Origin of the sequence: Lysinibacillus sphaericus (genome assembly GCF_002982115.1) — a bacterium.
Taxonomy (GTDB): Bacteria; Bacillota; Bacilli; order Bacillales_A; family Planococcaceae; genus Lysinibacillus; species Lysinibacillus sphaericus.
Genome location: NZ_CP019980.1, coordinates 1,306,240 through 1,323,221, shown reverse-complemented (window position 1 = coordinate 1,323,221; position 16,982 = coordinate 1,306,240). Strand labels below are relative to the sequence as shown.

Below are 16,982 nucleotides of genomic sequence, written 5' to 3'. Positions count from 1 at the left end.
GAAACATCTAACAACACTCGCTGGTTACTTTTCAGCGGGTTATTCGTTACAAATCATAGCGGAAGCTTTTCACCAAGATATCGCCTTTATAAAACTCTTTTGACTCGTCTCGGACAAAACCGAGTGATAAATAGAGGTTGATCGCAACTTGCATAATATCACCAGAATGTAAATAGAGAGATTGATCCTGACGCTTGCGAGCAAAGGCAAAACTTTCTTGTAATAATTTTTTAGCCACACCTTGCCCCCTCCCTTTCGGATGAACTGCTAATAAGCGTACAATCGTTGACTCAATACCAAGTTCAGGAAGACCGTATGCTTTTTCAGCATTTGTAAATAGTTGCAAGCCTCCTACAATTTCCTGCTCACGCTTTGCAACTAATATTGTCTCTGCATTTGGATTGCCAACAGACGACCGAATATCTTGTAAATATTGAGCCCAATGCGCTGGGTCTTTGTAATCTTTCTCATACTGCGCATAACTGTCCACTAGCACTTCCAAATAAGCTGGATAATCTTCTTGTCGTAAATGTTCAATAACAATTTGTGCTACTGTCATAAACAACACTCCTTTCACTTCTTTTTCGATTGAAAACGGGATAAGCACTCAGGCGTTGAACAGCGTTCTTATTGCACACAACTAGATGCCTCCCTTACTATAAGCCGTCACCCTCTTTTCGATTTGGTGAGCAAACCATTCCACAACAATTGAAACACCCCAATAGATTAAACCGACTGCTATAAATGCCTCTAAAAACTTTAAATTAACTGAAGCCACGATATTCGCTGCGCCTGTTAACTCTTTAATTGAGACAAAAAATGCCAAAGAGGTCGCATGCAAAAATCCAATAAAGACATTTGTAAAATTCGGTATGGATTGACTAAATGCTTGAGGTAATATCAAACGTCGCATTGCCTGCGAAAAGGTTAGCCCAACAGCATACGCCGCTTCTAATTGCCCTTGTGGCACACCTAAAATACCGGATCGTATAATTTCTGATGCATAAGCCCCTGCACTTAACGTCAACGCTAGTAAGACCAAAAATAAAATTGGAATCGTATTTGACTGAAAATCCAAATTCAATGCTTGTGCCATTGCATCTACAACAATTGGTATTCCAAAGTAAATAAGCATAATATGCATAATAATCGGTGTGCCTCTGAAAAAAGAAACGTAAAAATTTAATAACGGTGCTAGTATTTTTAGTTGTTTTAGGCGAACAAAGGCGACGATGATGCCAATTAAAATACCTAAACAAACAGGTGTAAATGTCATAAACAAAGTTAAAGGCAACACCTTAAAAATTTCCTGTAAAGCCTGCCCTATAAAAGCTACATCGATAGTCATTATCCTTTCCCCCTAGCTCATCGCTACTTCTTTCATATAACGGTTGAGATAGCGTTCATTACGTTTCAATACCTTTTCCGCGAACACCACAATCACATAATAAACGACTGATAGTGCCAAATAGATTTCTAATGCTCTTGTAGTCGAAGCAATCAGCGTTTCTCCTCGACCGACCATATCCATAACACCAATTGAAAATGCCAATGACGTATCCTTTAACGAGCTAACCATCGTATTCGCTATATTTGGAAAGGCGATACGTAGCGCCTGTGGCAAAATAATACGTAAAAATGCTTGCGCTCGATTTAAGCCGACAACGTAAGCCGCTTCTAATTGCCCACGGTCAATCGTTAAAATAGCAGCTCTAAAAATTTCTGCAAACGAGGCAGCATTACTGAATGTATACGTTATGATGACAAAATAGATAGCATCCATTCTTGTTACATCAATATGAATCATCTTTAATAGAGCAGGTACACCGTAAAACACTAAAAACAACTGAATTAAAATAGGTGTGCCACGAATAAATGAAATATAAATCGTAACCATTTGTTTTAAAATTGGAATTTGTAATAGCTTTGGTATGGCAGCTACGAAGCCAAACAATATGCCAAAAACAATTGAAAAAAATAATATCTCCAGTGTTACGGGTAAATATTGAAGCAATATCGGAAGTACATTCGCTATTAGCATCCAGTCAAAATCATTGCCCATACTTCCCTCATCCTCTCCTATGCGTTAGAAATCTACAGTATAGTCATCACCTAACCACTTTTTACTGAGCTCGCTAATTACGCCTTCTGTTTTAAGCTCTCTAATCGCCTCATCAATACGCTCCTGTAAAGGTACTTCATCTTTGTTTAGTAAAAAGTAAACTTTCGAGTTTAATAGTGCGTCACCCACTACTTTTTGTTGAGCTTCATTGCTTTCGTTATAGTACTTCACTGCAAATGGTGTTGTAATAATTGCATCAAGACGGCCTGTCGCAAGTTGATTATTAACATCCACTGATCCAGAGGAATACACAATATTTGCCCCTAAATTATGCTCTTTATTATATTTTTCAATAAAAACAGCAGAGTTGCTCGTTGGCGACACACTTACATTTTTGCCTGTTAAATCCGCAATCGATTGGATGTCATTATTGTCCGCATTGACCGTTACTTGTAATGGAAATACATTATATGGCTCCTTGTTAAATAGAAATTTTTCCTCCCGTTCACTATTGACCTCCATCTGATGTGCGATTAAATCAATTTTCCCTGTTTCTAAACTTAGTAATAAGTTTGAAAATTCCATTGTTTTAAATTCAAAATTATACTCCGGTAGCTTTTTATCAATCGCTCTTACAAGCTCAACATCGTAGCCTGTTAAATTCCCCTTATCATCAAGGAAGCAAATATTAGGAAATTGCGTACCTGTTCCAACCAGTATTGTTTGAACGTTATTTTTACCTTGTGCTTTCGCATCTTTACTACTATCTATTTGTGATTTTTCTGTACTTGAGCAAGCCGTTAACAATAACATAAGTACACATGTTAAATAAAACGTTAATTTCCTCATCGTATCACTCCCTTTCCTAAACTTGCGATGGTAAATGAATAGCAAGTGCTGTCTTAATATGTTCAAGTCCAAGTTCTGTAACGGCTTTGTACACCCCATCCTCACTTGAACCAATTTCTACTACTGGCACATAGCGTACGCCATACTTTGTATCAAGAATGTCACGAAAAGCATCGTTATGTGTAACATCAACTGTTCTATAAGCAATTCCTTGCCCTTGTAAATAGGCTTTAACTTCATCACAATAGCTACAACCTTGCTTTGACCATACAACTACATCGATTTTTTTTGCCATGTTTAATAATCCTCCTTAACTTACTGTTTCATGTTGTTGTAAATGTAAATTTACTGGACTTAATAGTTCAAATGATCGCTGTCGTTCAAATGCCTTTAAAATCGGTGTATGCAAAATAAACTCATCAATTTGATATTGCTTGTGAAAGGCATCCAATGTGGCTTTTATCTCTTCAGGCGTACCGTATAAAATATCAGCATCATACTGCTGTACAGTGAACGCTTCTCCTGATTCCTGCCCAAATTTTTCTGCTAATTCCACCGATTGTAGTGTCAAACTACGACCACTTGCCAAATGTACTTTCGTAATTTTTTGTTCTCCTACTAATGCCTGTGCCTCCTCTTTTGTTGGGGCGGCAAAGGCGGCAATTGATACTGCAAAATGACCATTTGGGAAATGCGTGCGATAGGCCTTAGCCGCTTCCTGTAAAATTGCCGGATCACTATTGATAAAGCGAGCAAAGACAAAGGCAATGCCAAGCTTACCTGCAAGAGCTGCACTTTGAGGGCTTGCACCAAGTAAAAATAACGATGGTTTTACTTTAGGTATAGGTGTTGCCTGAACATCTTTTAGTTCATGCTCTGATGGTAGCGCGTTGTCCATTAATTGCTGTAAAAACGTTAGTCTTTCCTCAAAGTCCTCCCCATTGTTCAGCGTGCCAAATTGCAATGCCTTTGTAGACAATGGTAGACCTCCTGGTGCTTTTCCAATGCCCAAATCTACTCTCCCTGGTTCTAACGTTGCGAGCACATGGAAATTTTCTGCCACTTTGTATGGGCTATAATGTTGTAACATAACCCCACCTGAGCCAATACGAATTGAGGTCGTTTTTGCAAGTAAATACGATACTAAAACTTCTGGTGAAGTGCCTGCTAATGTATCGGTATTATGATGTTCTGACACCCAAAAACGCGTATATCCTAACTGCTCAGCCCTTTGTGCTAAAGCGACTGTATTTTGCAATGCTTGCTCGTTTGTCGCATTGTCGATAATTGGGCTTTGGTCTAAAATGCCTAAAGAATAACTCATACAATACCTCCTTGAAATATATTTATTCAAATAAGTTTACTTGGTTTTCAAACAGACTGTGTGACATAACGACTTTCTTTAAATGGTAATCCTAAATTACCTCGCAATGTATCTGCCTCATATTGCTCTCTGTATAGACCTCGTGACTGCAAGATGGGTACAACTTTATCGACAAAATCATCAAGTGCATCAGGCACTGTTACAGCTACAATAAAGCCATCCGCTGCTTCTTTTTCAAACCATTCCTGTACTAAATCCGCAATGCGTTCAGCAGTACCAAAAAATGTCGTTTTCGGTGTAGCTTCACGTAATGCTACTTGACGAAGTGTGAGCCCTTCTTCTTTAGCATAGGTTTTAATATAATCTGTCGTGCTACGGAAGCTATTTGCTCCAATGTCACCTAGCTCTGGGAATAATGCATCCACATCATACTGAGTAAAATCATGATGATCAAAATAACGACCAAGATAGGCAAGTGCACGTTCAATGGAAACAAGCTCTACTATTTCCTGATACTTTGCCTCGGCTTCTTCGATTGTGTCTCCGATAATAGGTGATATTCCTGGGAAAATCTTCACTTCATCAGGATTTCGTCCAACTTCTGCAACCGCCGTTTTTACTCTTTTATAAAACTTCTGTGCTTCTTCGAGTGATGCACCATGCGTAAATATGGCATCCGCATCCTTTGCGGCTAAGCGGATACCTGCATCCGAGGACCCTGCTTGGAAAATAACAGGTTGCCCTTGTTTTGAGCGCGCAATATTAAGCGGGCCTTGTACCGAAAAGTATTTCCCCTTATGTTGTAAGGTGTGTAGCTTTGCTGGATCGAAAAATACGTCATTTTCCACATCTGCTATAAAAGCATCATCATCCCATGAGTCCCAAAGTCCCTTTGTCACCTCTAAGTATTCCTCAGCAATTTGGTAACGTTCTGCATGACTAGGATGCTGGTCAATCGTTTTATTATAATTTAACGCCGTGCTCTCTAATGGCGTCGTCACCACATTCCAACCTGCTCGCCCATTGCTAATATGATCGAGTGATGCCAATTGTCGTGCTACCGTAAATGGTTCACTATATGAAGTGGATACCGTTCCTACAAGTCCGATGTGATTTGTTGAAACTGCTAGTGCCGATAATAACGTTAACGGCTCAAAACGATTTAAAAAATGAGGGATTGACTTTTCATTAATAAATAAACCATCTGCAATAAAAGCTACATCAAACTTCCCTTGTTCCGCCTTCTGTGCTTGTTGTATATAAAACGGCAAGCTAACACTTTGATTGCTTGCTACTTTTGGGTGTCGCCAGCTCGAAATATTGCCACCTACACCATGAATAATCGCCCCAAATCGAATTTTATCCTGTCTCACCATACCTGTTCTCCTCCTTAAAAATTTTTATTTTACTAAACTTAGTGGTTAAGTATGTTTTTAGTTAAAAAATAATATTTCACTTATGCTGTCAAGCAGACATGCATAAATAAAATAGGATTGAGGAAGATATTACCGTTCATTAAACGATTATGCAATAGGTCTTATAATAGAAAAAATTTTTTGAGCTATAAATTTTTTTATCATGAAAATGTTTGGGTATTTTCAAACTGAATAGCTGTATTTAGAATATTGTCCCAAAAAGCAGGTTCCAGTGTATCTTTCTTCAAATAAGTTAAAAAAATATGCTGGTTCATATCGAGTAAATGCTTCACATCAATCTCAACAAACTCGCCGCTTTCAAGCTCGTTTTTCACACATAGATGTGGCAAAAAGCTCATATAACCTTTCGTTCGAATAAATGCCTTCGCTACTTCTAAATGGTCTGTTCGCACTTCAATATTTGCCGATACGCCTTCTACCTCGAACATTTTATGGACATAGTTCCAATCAAATGCGCCACATTCAAAAAACACCATTTTTTGCTGCGCTAATTCTTTTGCCTTTAAAACGACTCCTTGTGTCAAAGTATGGTCCCGATGCATAACGAGCTTTACTGCATTGCTTAATAACAACTCATTGCATACTCCTTGTCGATGCACATATTGCATAAACCCTATATCAATTTGGTGACTCTGTAATTTTTCTAACAGGATTGTTGTAGGACCTGTGATGATTTGAAAGCGCATGTGAGGAAAGCTTTCCTTCCATTTAGGTAAGGCATATGCCAAAAAATATTGGGCTGTCACACCGTTCGTGCCAATACATACTTCATTTATTGTTTGCGTTTCCTGCAATTGCTTTTTCCCTTGCTGAAATGTTTGCACAATCTGTGTGGCAAATGGTAAAAAATCTTTTCCTTTCTCTGATAAAATGACACTTCTTGCATCGCGATAAAATAATTCAACGTTTAACTCACGTTCCAATGATTTGATACGAGCTGTAACTGTTGGCTGTGATAAAAACAATGCATTGGCAGCCTTATGAATGCTTTTATAATGGACAACATATAAAAATGCCTCGATATGATCAATGTTCAAATAAAGCCCTCCTAAAATTTCGTATTGTTCCTATTATATAGATATCCATCAATTTTCTCTATAACTGATTGGAAAACTATGTTATTATCAATAACCATTTGAATAAAAAAAAAGCAACCCAGCGTCTCCCAGGTTACTTTCACTATGTAGCGATGAGGTCATCCATCTTGACAACGTACATCGCGCGCAGCTACATCCCTCTGTCTGTATGCCGCTTTATGTTATTCACAGATGACACCCACTGTTGTCAATGTGAACTCTCTATATAGCAACTCTCCATAAGAAAGTCATCTAGCCTAACGTTAAGCCATAATAGAAGCTAGAACAGCTTTTTGAGCATGAAGTCTATTTTCTGCTTGCTCAAAGATGTAAGAATTAGGGCCATCTATAACTGATGTTGCCACTTCTTCTTCGCGATGAGCTGGTAAGCAATGTAAGAACATATAGTCTGGCTTTGCATGTGCAACAAGTTCATCGTTGATTTGATAACCAGCAAAATCTTGTAAACGTTTTGCAGCTTCCTCTTCTTGCCCCATTGATGTCCAAACATCTGCGTATACCACATCTGCATCTTGGACTGCTGTTACAGGATCATTTGTAATCGTAATGGTACTACCGTTTTTCTCTGCAATCTTTTGTGCTTTTGCGATAACTTCCGCATCGCATTCATAGCCAACAGGCGTTGCAACAGCTACATGCATCCCTACATGTGCAGAAGCAACTACTAATGAGTGTGCTACATTGTTGCCATCTCCAACATAGGCAATTTTAAGACCTTGTAATTCACCTTTATTTTCAAAGATTGTTTCTAAATCTGCTAATGCCTGACAAGGATGATAAATATCCGTTAAACCATTAATAACAGGAATCGTAGCATGCTCGGCTAGTTCTTTAACCATTGCATGAGAGTTTGCACGAATCATAATGCCATCTAAATAACCTGATAACACATGTGCAGTATCATAAATTGATTCACCGCGTCCAATCTGCAAATCACGCGCATGCATAAACATACCTTTACCGCCCAATTGTTCCATGCCTACTTCAAATGAAATACGAGTACGCGTTGAATGTTTTTCAAAAATCATTCCGAGTGTTTTACCTTCAAGTAATTTCGGACATTTACCTTCTTTTGTAATTATTTTTAGTTGAGACGATAGTGCAACTAACTGTTGAACTTCTTCACTTGTATAGTCTAGCAAAGTTAGTAAGTCTTTCCCTTTTAAGCTTGACACTAACTTTAACTGTACCTCTTCTAATAATTTCATAGCCTTCGCTCCTTACTTTTGTTACTGTTGAACTTAGTATACACATGCATAAATATAAAATCAACTGAATTTTTATGTTTATTTTCAAAAATTAGAATTCATCAGTTATTTGTGACAAAAATACGTCCATTTGAATATTTATGCATACACAACGTATTGTCAGCATACTACTGCCGTAGTTACATTGATAACCATTTCATATAACCTGTTTTGTTGCCATAAAAAAAAGAGCCTACCCGAAGGCCTGCTCTGGTCACACTTATGCAGTTATTTAAAGCTATTCTAAATATTCTACTACTCTTCGGCATCACTTCGATATTCTAAAATATCGCCAGGCTGACAGTCTAACGCCTTGCAAATCGACTCTAAAGTAGTTAATCGAATTGCTTTTGCCTTTCCATTTTTTAAAATAGAAAGATTCGCCATTGTTATGCCAACCTTTTCCGAAAGCTCTGTTACGCTCATTTTTCGTTTAGCTAACATCACATCGATGTTAATAATAATCGCCATATCCTCAACCTCACACTATTCAATCATTTTCCGATTTTATGTCTACGATTTCTTTATACAAGTGTTTGGGAAAACCTCAGATTGTGATGACACTCGAATGCCAGCAGTTCCACTCTATCACCTTTAATAAAAATCGCAACAACGAGAATTCCCGCTACAACAAAAGCACTGATAACAATAGCACAGAACTTGATTACTTTTAAAGCCTTAACTGATACTTCTGAACATGTCTTGTTCCTAGCAATGTCAAGCAACAGCTTATATGCATTATTATAAAGCACTAGAAAATACATAAGTTGCTCCTGAAAAAGTTGGTAATGCTAAGTTACTTTCCTCAAACAACTAAGTCGTTTTCGGATTTAATTTCGACCGCTTCTTGTAAAAGTCGTTGAAGAACAGCAGCAAATACTGCTATCACCATAGAGGCAAATGGTACAAGCAATCCAACAAAAATCACACCTGGTGCATCGTCTTTCTCAGCAAAAAGGTAAAAAAGTGGCAAAATCAGGACATGTAAACTACTAATGATAATGGCACAATATTTAATCTTCTTTAAAGATTTTACAGAAAGTTCCGAGAAGGCTTTGTTTTGATCAATGTAGCGTAATAGTTGAAAAGCCTGATATAAAGCAAAGTAAAACGGGATGGAAGATGCATACAAAATAATCGATACGATATATTGTATTGAAGAAAACGCAGGTAATAACTTTTCTGAAAGCGTCCCTAGTTCCGGTACCAGCAAAATACACAGTGCTAAAACTGGGATAGCCATTAGTATGACCGCTATTTTTAAAAACAAAGTTGTTGCTATTTTCATAAAAACACCTCATTGGTTTATATTCAATTTGATTTTAATACAATATTTATCGTATTACAATAAATAAACATTGATTACCATTTCACAATCCCTTTCTATCCACTGCAAGAAGATCCACCCGTATCTCTAGGGCGTGCTAAAATATAAAAAAACCTTCTAACAAATTGTTAGAAGGCTAAACTGCATTATAGCATGATTAATCAAATGTTATTTTGTTTACTGCATCGCGGTCTAATTTTTTGATCACTTCAACCATTAACTTCACAGCGTTATCGTAGTCATCACGGTGTAAAATCCCTGCGTGTGAGTGGATATAACGTGTCGCAATACCGATTGATAAAGCAGGTACACCATTAGCTGTAACATGGATAGAACCAGCGTCTGTGCCGCCACCAGCCATTGCTTCAAATTGATATGGAATGTTGTTTTCATCCGCCACATCTAAAACAAATTCACGTAAACCACGGTGTGAAACCATAGATGCATCGTAGACAACGATTTGTGGACCTGCACCCATTTTACTAGTCGATTCTTTCGGTGTTACCCCTGGTGTATCACCTGCAACACCAACATCAACAGCAAAACCGATATCTGGTTGAATTTTATGAGTTGCTGTTTTCGCACCACGAAGACCTACTTCTTCTTGTACGTTCCCTACAGAATATAGGATATTTGGATGTTTTTCATCTTTTAATGCCTTCATGACATCAATGGCAATCGCACAGCCAATACGGTTATCCCATGCTTTTGCTAATAAATACTTCTCATTTTTCATTACATTGAATTCGAAATAAGGTGTTACCATGTCACCAGGACATACTCCCCATTCAAGTACTTCTTCTTTAGAAGCAGCACCCACGTCGATAAACATATCTTTAATGTCTACTACTTTGTTACGTACATCGGCTGGTAAAATATGAGGTGGTTTAGAACCGATTACCCCAATAATTTCTTCACCTTTGCGTGTCGTAATTGTCACGCGTTGCGCAAGCATTACTTGGCTCCACCAACCACCCACTGTTTGGAATTTGATGAATCCTTTATCATCGATTTGAGTGACCATAAAGCCTACTTCATCTAAATGGCCTGCTACCATAATTTTAGGGCCGTTTTCATCGCCTACTTTTTTAGCGATGACGCTCCCTAAATGATCTGTTTCTACAGCATCTGCGTATGGTGCGATGTATTTTTTCATAACTTCGCGTGGTGCACGCTCGTTACCTGCAATGCCGTTCGCATCTGTTAAATCTTTAAACATTTGCAAAGTTGAATCTAGTTGTGTCATCCTTTTGCCTCCTACATCTTGTATCCCCTCTATTATACTTCGTTTACCGAAATATTCCTAGTGAGTCGTCTGAAAATTGATGTTTTTTTTACTTTTTAGTCTAGTAAATTAATAGCCACTTCGTTGGCGATTATAATTTTCTTCGTTTTTTTCAATATACGCTGACACAACATCCTCAAATGTAAAACCGAGGTTATATGCAAGTAACCCATAGCATTGCCAAATTGCTGCATAACTATGCTCTGTTGGGTGGCTTATAAATGTTAATATATAGTTTTGTGTCATTAAAAATGTCTCAGTTAAATCACGCTTCTCTTCCACAACTGGCCATTTTTCTATAGCCGTATAGCCTTTAAGTAGCCCTAGCGATAAAATAAAGTGAATTGAATCCACATACTCCTCTAAAATTACTTCGCGCGCTGATGGTCCTTTCGTACTCCAAAACTTAAAGCAACGTGTTTCATTGGCAAGCTCCGCAAGCTCAACCATTAACGCCAAGCCTTTCTCTTTAAAGACATCGTGTTCAATATTTTGTGTTTTTGCAATAAAATCATCAAGTTCTTTTTGCATCGTAAATAATTGTTGTAAGTTCATTTTTTTCTCCTAAATTTCTAAAATTTTTTTGTATAAAGTGAAACTAAATGTCTCCCCCAATCGTATAGGTAGGAATAACCTTTCTTCAAGGGGGAATTTTTTAAATGTTACCATTACTTATTCGACTTGCAGTGATTGCGCTTATTATCTATGTATTCTATAAAGCGATTCGATATATAACCGATCCTAAACGAAAACTCGATGAAGCCTATGAAAAAGGCCAATATTACTTTTATGATGACGTAAAAAATGTTCGAAAGAATTTCTTTATTTCTTTTAAGGGTGCGCTATTTGAAGGTGAAAAATACTTGGGTACGACCGAAGATGCGTTTGAGGTCGTTACAATTTTCGTTGGTGCCCGCGACACTGCAACTTTACAAGGATTTACAAGGAGTGACTTCGAATATCTCCAACAAGAAATTTTATTTAACTATCCTAACGCTAAAATCAACTGGAAGCAACCCATTGAACAACTTATGCGTGACACATCCTCTTCATGAGGATGTGCCAGGCACTCACACAATTCTACACAATTTAAGTTTTTTATAATGAGCTACTCCATAATTGCACGATTATAAAAATTTGAATTGCTGCAATCAATGGAAAGCCAAACGCAAAACTGTTATGGCGTGTTTTATGACGGAATAAATACATACCTAATACGCCACCAACAGCCCCTCCTGCAATTGCCAAGGTAAACAACGTACGTTCCGCAATGCGCCACTCATGCTTTTTTGCGCGCGATTTATCCATGCCCATCATAACAAGCAATACAACTGAAACAATTGCCATATAGGCAAGTAAAGCTTGAGCCATTAAAACAACCTCCTATGTAAAAAAGACTGATGAAATAACCCCACCAGTCTTCACTATACACTAATTTATTCGCACTTGTCGCTTCGCTTCAATGCCAAATATCTTTTGCCTCTGTCGCTTCCGCTTTCGGGGCAGAAATAAAAAAGAGCGACTTAGTCGCTCTTTTTTATTTCGCTACTGCTTTTTTAGCAGCTTCTGCTAATTGTGTGAATGCTGCAGCATCTGTTACAGCTAAGTCAGCTAACATTTTACGGTTAACTTCGATACCAGCAACTTTTAAACCGTGCATTAAACGGCTGTAAGAAAGACCGTTCATGCGAGCAGCTGCGTTGATACGAGTGATCCATAATTTACGGAAATCACGTTTTTTCTGACGACGGTCACGGTATGCATATTGACCTGATTTCATTACTGCTTGGTTAGCAACTTTATATAATGTATGTTTAGAACCATAGTAACCTTTAGCTAATTTCAATACTTTTTTACGACGTTTGCGCGTCACTGTTCCGCCTTTTACGCGTGGCATATGAATTACCTCCTGCTTTTCATTAAAAAATGAATATTAGTTTATTTTGTGTAGTCAATCATTTCATGTAAACAAGTAATGATTTGATGCGTTTGAAGTCACCAGATGATACAACTTTACCTTTACGTAGGTGACGTTTTTGTTTCGTAGATTTGTTTGCGAATAAGTGGCTTCCGTAAGCACGGTCATATTTTAATTTACCTGAACCCGTTTTTTTGAAACGTTTCGCAGCTCCACGGTGAGTTTTCATTTTTGGCATGTCGAATTCCTCCTAAACTGTTCGTCTAATATTATTTCTCGTTCTTTGGTTGAAGAACTAAGAACATGCTTCGGCCTTCCATCTTCGGTTTTTGTTCAACCGTAGATACTTCAGCACAAGCTTCAGCAAAACGATCTAACACACGTTGACCAATATCTTTGTGTGTAATCGCACGACCTTTGAAACGTAGGCTGCATTTTACTTTATCGCCTTTTTCAAGGAATTTAATCGCATTACGTAGCTTCGTTTGGAAATCATGTTCATCGATTGTTGGGCTCAAGCGAACCTCTTTCATCACGATGACTTTTTGATTTTTACGAATTTCACGGTCTTTCTTTTGCTGTTCAAACTTAAATTTACCATAGTCCATGATACGAGCGACTGGCGGCTTGGCTTGAGGGGCCACAAGGACAAGATCCAAGTTTACACGAGTGGCGATTTCTAGCGCTTCGTTACGTGTCTTTACACCAAGCTGGTCACCATTGTGATCGATTAATCGAAGTTCACGTGCGCGAATGCCTTCGTTTACATACATGTCTTTGCTAATAGTAATCCACCTCCAAGTAGTTGTCGCGAATACATGGTTTGGGCAAAGCCTTGCCCGGTTGAACGGTACATCCTCTTGTCATGTCCATAAAAAAAGGACGGACATTTTTGAAGATGTCCGCCCGCTATATGTGCATGCGTAAATGTACGCAAAACAATTCAACGTGTCATACCTGTTCACAGCCTAAGCGTTGTATCAGGTGAGAAGCGGGCAGCCTCTACTTCAACCACAAACTTTGTATTCATTAACCTTAATTATATTAGCATGTACAATTTAGATTGTCAAATATTTTTACAATCTCATAATTAGTATGTGTAATACACTTACAGTTTATACGTCATTATAGTACAAATAATTAAAGATAATCAAGTACTTTATTCAATTAAAAACGTGCAACTTCCGCTTTAATATTCGCTAAGAAGTCTTCGAATGCAATTGTTTCTGAATCTTTTGAGCCGTAACGACGCACGTTTACACCGTTAGCTTCAACTTCTTTATCGCCAATAACAAGCATGTAAGGAATCTTTTTCATTTGAGCTTCACGGATTTTGTACCCTAGTTTTTCTTCACGGTCATCCATTTCAACACGTAATCCAGCTGCTGTCAACTGCTCTTCAATTTGTTTCGCATAGTCGAAGTGGGCTTCGTTTGATACTGGGATTACTTCTACTTGTACTGGTGCTAACCAAGTTGGGAATGCCCCTTTATATTCCTCAATTAAGAAGGCAACGAAACGTTCCATTGTTGACACAACACCACGGTGAATAACGACTGGACGATGTGGTTTACCATCTTCACCTACATATGTTAAGTCAAAGCGTTCTGGTAATAAGAAGTCTAATTGTACAGTTGATAACGTTTCTTCTTTACCAATGGCCGTTTTTACTTGTACGTCAAGTTTAGGGCCATAGAACGCCGCTTCACCCTCTGCTTCAAAGTAATCTAAGCCAAGCTCATCCATTGCTTCTTTTAACATGCTTTGTGCTTTTTCCCACATTGCATCGTCATCAAAGTACTTCTCTGTATCTGCTGGATCACGGTAAGACAGACGGAAGGAGTAATCTTTTAAATCAAAGTCTTTGTACACTTCTAAAATTAACTGCACAACTTTTTGGAACTCTGCTTTAATTTGGTCTGGACGAACAAAGATATGTGCATCATTTAACGTCATCCCACGTACACGTTGTAACCCTGAAACAGCGCCCGACATTTCATAACGGTGCATTGTTCCAAGTTCAGCAATACGTAATGGTAAATTTCGATAAGAGTGCATGCTGTTTTTGTAAACCATCATATGGTGCGGACAGTTCATCGGACGCATAATTAATGTCTCATTATCCATTTCCATTGGTGGGAAAATGGAATCTTGGTAATGATCCCAGTGACCAGAAGTTTGGTAAAGCTCTTTAGAACCAAGTACTGGTGTATAGACATGTTTATAACCAAGCGCTAATTCTTTGTCTACGATATAACGTTCAATTACACGACGGATTGTTGCACCATTTGGTAACCAAAGTGGTAAACCTTGACCTACTTTTTGAGAAGTAGTGAATAATTCTAATTCTTTCCCGATTTTACGGTGGTCACGTTCTTTTGCTTCTTCCAACATTTGAAGATGGTGTTTTAATTCTTCTTTTTTGAAGAAAGCTGTACCGTAAATACGTTGTAGCATTTTGTTATCAGAGTTCCCTCTCCAATAAGCACCTGCTAATGATAATAATTTGAACTCACGTAGTTTACCTGTTGATGGTACGTGAATACCGCGACATAGATCGAAAAATTCCCCTTGGTAGTAAATAGACACTTGCTCATCAGCAGGAATCGCTTCAAGTAATTCTAATTTATATTCGTCGCCAATTTCTTCATAAATTGCTTGTGCTTCTGCACGGCTAACGTTTTTACGCTCTACTTCTAGATTTTCAGCAATAATTTTTTTCATTTCTTTTTCGATTGCTGGTAAATCTTCAGCAGTAATTGGTGTTGGTGCATCAATATCGTAGTAGAAGCCGCCTTCAATAACCGGACCAATACCAAGTTTTACTTCAGGGAATAGGCGTTTAATCGCTTGTGCTGTTAAATGGGCTGTTGAGTGACGAAGAATTTCTAATGCTGCCTCATCATCTTGTGTAATAATGGCAATTGTTGCATCTTCTTCAATTGGTGTTTTTAAGTCTACTAATTCTCCATTTACTTTCCCTGCATAGGCTTTTTTACGAAGTCCTGGGCTAATAGATAATGCCACATCATCAGTAGATGTACCTTTTGCAAATTCCTTTACAGCGCCATCTGGGAACGTTAATTTAATCATGTCTGACATTTTGTTGCACTCCTTGTTTGGTTAAATTTAGTGATGCATGATGAAGCAGCGAATCTTATGGTTAACGTAAGCTTGCACAAAAAACCCTGAAAAACAAAAAAGCCCCGTCCCTCACAAAAGGGACGAAGCGTATGCTCGTGGTTCCACCCTTCTTCCTTCCGATAAAATCATCAGACGAAGCTCAAGGCTAGCTAACGGGCTAGGGACCGGCGAAAGATATGCCCTTTCGCTGCTCAGTAGGTAGTAAATAATGTGTCCAAACTAGGAAGCTTACAGCCGATGACTTCCCTCTCTAAAAGCCGTTACACAAAATTCATGTCCTCATCATTGCATTGTGCTATATAGTATATGAGACAGTATACGCTCGATTGTCATAAAATGCAACTGTCAATGTTATAAACGTCGATTTTTGCCACGCATTTCTATAGGCTCCGTCAAAGCTCTCACACGTTCCATAATACGGCCAGCCTTTACGACCTCAATATCCCCTTTTTGAGACTGCGCTAAGTGATGCTCTAATTCATCATAGTTAAAATTAGAGGTAATGAATGTTGGCAATTGTTCTGCCATTCGATAATGGAAGATTGTCCCTAAAATTTCATCGCGTGTCCAAGCTGACATTGTTTCTGCCCCTAAATCATCAAGCATCAATACCGGCGCTTTTTTCACATAATCTATTTTTTCATTTAGCGTATTATCACCGATTGCATTTTTCATTTCACGTAAAAATTCGGGTACGAAAACGACCACGGAACGAATTTTTTTGGAAGCCAGTTCATTCGCAAGTGCACCAAGCACAAAGGATTTCCCTACACCAAACTTCCCATATAAATAAAAGCCTTTCGTTGGCAACTGCCCTGTTTCCTCTGTTTTCTTAACAAATTGTGCCGCCCGTTGCGCGATAAGCACACGTGATTCATCATCAATCATTAAATCTTGGATTGTCGCTTGTAACACATCTTTTGGCATATGCATACTAGCAATCATATTGGCAACATCCCGACGTTCATCCTCACGCACCTTTTGTTCACAGCGCACGTAATCAATTTCAACCGTATTGCGTACAACCCGTAATGTCGGAATAAAACCTTTTAAATAATTGGTGCAATGCGCTGTATGATCACAACCACAGCACACTGTCGATTGACTAATAAATTCATGTAGCTTTGGTAAATTGCGCTCAACAGCATCGTAGCTTAATTCTTCTGCGTGTTCTGCTAAAAAGGCCTGCACACGAGGGTGTTCTAAAATCTCTCGCCTCATCGCCTCATATCGCTCTTGAAATGATGGTACATTAATAGCTCTTTTTAATGCTTTATTAATTGGTTCGATTAC

The 16,982-nt window shown here is 38.3% G+C and carries 21 protein-coding genes; 1 reads left to right on the top strand and 20 read right to left on the bottom strand.

Annotated elements, in window-relative coordinates; translation table 11 throughout:
- Positions 1-46 precede the first annotated feature (46 nt).
- The 14 genes from LS41612_RS06630 to LS41612_RS06565 all read right to left on the bottom strand — a co-directional run bounded on the left by LS41612_RS06630 (position 47) and on the right by LS41612_RS06565 (position 11,182).
- On the bottom strand, positions 47-559 hold the full coding sequence (locus LS41612_RS06630; RefSeq protein ID WP_024363842.1) for a GNAT family N-acetyltransferase: 513 nt from the start codon (positions 557-559) through the stop codon (positions 47-49).
- A gap of 81 nt (positions 560-640) precedes the next feature.
- Positions 641-1,348 carry an amino acid ABC transporter permease gene (locus LS41612_RS06625; protein ID WP_024363841.1) on the bottom strand — a complete coding sequence of 236 codons (708 nt, stop codon included), beginning with the start codon at positions 1,346-1,348 and terminating at the stop codon, positions 641-643.
- A 12-nt stretch (positions 1,349-1,360) separates the two neighbouring features.
- A complete protein-coding gene (locus LS41612_RS06620; RefSeq protein ID WP_024363840.1) occupies positions 1,361-2,062 on the bottom strand; it encodes an amino acid ABC transporter permease in 702 nt (233 codons plus the stop codon).
- A 24-nt stretch (positions 2,063-2,086) separates the two neighbouring features.
- Positions 2,087-2,911 carry a transporter substrate-binding domain-containing protein gene (locus LS41612_RS06615; RefSeq protein WP_024363839.1) on the bottom strand — a complete coding sequence of 275 codons (825 nt, stop codon included), beginning with the start codon at positions 2,909-2,911 and terminating at the stop codon, positions 2,087-2,089.
- A 16-nt stretch (positions 2,912-2,927) separates the two neighbouring features.
- The gene (locus LS41612_RS06610) at positions 2,928-3,206 is read right to left on the bottom strand and encodes a glutaredoxin family protein (RefSeq protein WP_024363838.1); all 279 of its coding nucleotides are present in this window, start codon (positions 3,204-3,206) and stop codon (positions 2,928-2,930) included.
- 15 nt (positions 3,207-3,221) lie between these two features.
- Positions 3,222-4,235 (bottom strand): LLM class flavin-dependent oxidoreductase, encoded by a 1,014-nt coding sequence (locus LS41612_RS06605; RefSeq protein ID WP_024363837.1) that lies wholly within the window; start codon positions 4,233-4,235, stop codon positions 3,222-3,224.
- A 47-nt stretch (positions 4,236-4,282) separates the two neighbouring features.
- Complete coding sequence (locus LS41612_RS06600; protein WP_024363836.1) at positions 4,283-5,611, bottom strand: LLM class flavin-dependent oxidoreductase; 1,329 nt, start codon at positions 5,609-5,611, stop codon at positions 4,283-4,285.
- Between the two features lie 200 nt (positions 5,612-5,811).
- Positions 5,812-6,708 carry a LysR family transcriptional regulator gene (locus tag LS41612_RS06595; protein ID WP_024363835.1) on the bottom strand — a complete coding sequence of 299 codons (897 nt, stop codon included), beginning with the start codon at positions 6,706-6,708 and terminating at the stop codon, positions 5,812-5,814.
- 302 nt (positions 6,709-7,010) lie between these two features.
- Positions 7,011-7,976 carry an ornithine carbamoyltransferase gene (gene argF / locus LS41612_RS06590; RefSeq protein WP_024363834.1) on the bottom strand — a complete coding sequence of 322 codons (966 nt, stop codon included), beginning with the start codon at positions 7,974-7,976 and terminating at the stop codon, positions 7,011-7,013.
- A gap of 294 nt (positions 7,977-8,270) precedes the next feature.
- Positions 8,271-8,486 carry a helix-turn-helix domain-containing protein gene (locus LS41612_RS06585; RefSeq protein ID WP_024363833.1) on the bottom strand — a complete coding sequence of 72 codons (216 nt, stop codon included), beginning with the start codon at positions 8,484-8,486 and terminating at the stop codon, positions 8,271-8,273.
- Between the two features lie 53 nt (positions 8,487-8,539).
- Positions 8,540-8,779: a DUF2975 domain-containing protein gene (locus LS41612_RS23865; protein WP_024363832.1), complete on the bottom strand. Its 240-nt coding sequence runs from the start codon at positions 8,777-8,779 to the stop codon at positions 8,540-8,542.
- Between the two features lie 41 nt (positions 8,780-8,820).
- On the bottom strand, positions 8,821-9,303 hold the full coding sequence (locus LS41612_RS06575) for a DUF2975 domain-containing protein (RefSeq protein WP_024363831.1): 483 nt from the start codon (positions 9,301-9,303) through the stop codon (positions 8,821-8,823).
- A gap of 196 nt (positions 9,304-9,499) precedes the next feature.
- The gene (locus LS41612_RS06570; protein ID WP_024363830.1) at positions 9,500-10,588 is read right to left on the bottom strand and encodes a M42 family metallopeptidase; all 1,089 of its coding nucleotides are present in this window, start codon (positions 10,586-10,588) and stop codon (positions 9,500-9,502) included.
- 108 nt (positions 10,589-10,696) lie between these two features.
- Positions 10,697-11,182 (bottom strand): dUTP diphosphatase, encoded by a 486-nt coding sequence (locus LS41612_RS06565; protein WP_024363829.1) that lies wholly within the window; start codon positions 11,180-11,182, stop codon positions 10,697-10,699.
- Between the two features lie 104 nt (positions 11,183-11,286).
- Between LS41612_RS06565 and LS41612_RS06560 the strand changes: the two genes are divergently transcribed.
- The gene (locus LS41612_RS06560; protein ID WP_024363828.1) at positions 11,287-11,682 is read left to right on the top strand and encodes a hypothetical protein; all 396 of its coding nucleotides are present in this window, start codon (positions 11,287-11,289) and stop codon (positions 11,680-11,682) included.
- A gap of 43 nt (positions 11,683-11,725) precedes the next feature.
- Here LS41612_RS06560 and LS41612_RS06555 read toward each other — a convergent pair whose 3' ends face one another.
- From LS41612_RS06555 to dnaI, 6 genes are all read right to left on the bottom strand, one after another.
- Positions 11,726-11,998: a DUF1294 domain-containing protein gene (locus tag LS41612_RS06555; protein ID WP_024363827.1), complete on the bottom strand. Its 273-nt coding sequence runs from the start codon at positions 11,996-11,998 to the stop codon at positions 11,726-11,728.
- Positions 11,999-12,164: 166 nt separating this feature from the next.
- On the bottom strand, positions 12,165-12,524 hold the full coding sequence (rplT, locus tag LS41612_RS06550) for a 50S ribosomal protein L20 (RefSeq protein WP_024363826.1): 360 nt from the start codon (positions 12,522-12,524) through the stop codon (positions 12,165-12,167).
- A 58-nt stretch (positions 12,525-12,582) separates the two neighbouring features.
- Complete coding sequence (gene rpmI / locus LS41612_RS06545) at positions 12,583-12,783, bottom strand: 50S ribosomal protein L35 (protein ID WP_024363825.1); 201 nt, start codon at positions 12,781-12,783, stop codon at positions 12,583-12,585.
- 31 nt (positions 12,784-12,814) lie between these two features.
- Positions 12,815-13,318, bottom strand: coding sequence for a translation initiation factor IF-3 (infC, locus tag LS41612_RS06540; RefSeq protein WP_024363824.1), 504 nt, complete (start codon positions 13,316-13,318; stop codon positions 12,815-12,817).
- 394 nt (positions 13,319-13,712) lie between these two features.
- Complete coding sequence (thrS, locus tag LS41612_RS06535) at positions 13,713-15,647, bottom strand: threonine--tRNA ligase (protein ID WP_024363823.1); 1,935 nt, start codon at positions 15,645-15,647, stop codon at positions 13,713-13,715.
- A gap of 393 nt (positions 15,648-16,040) precedes the next feature.
- Positions 16,041-16,970, bottom strand: coding sequence for a primosomal protein DnaI (gene dnaI / locus LS41612_RS06530; RefSeq protein ID WP_255313727.1), 930 nt, complete (start codon positions 16,968-16,970; stop codon positions 16,041-16,043).
- Positions 16,971-16,982 lie beyond the last annotated feature (12 nt).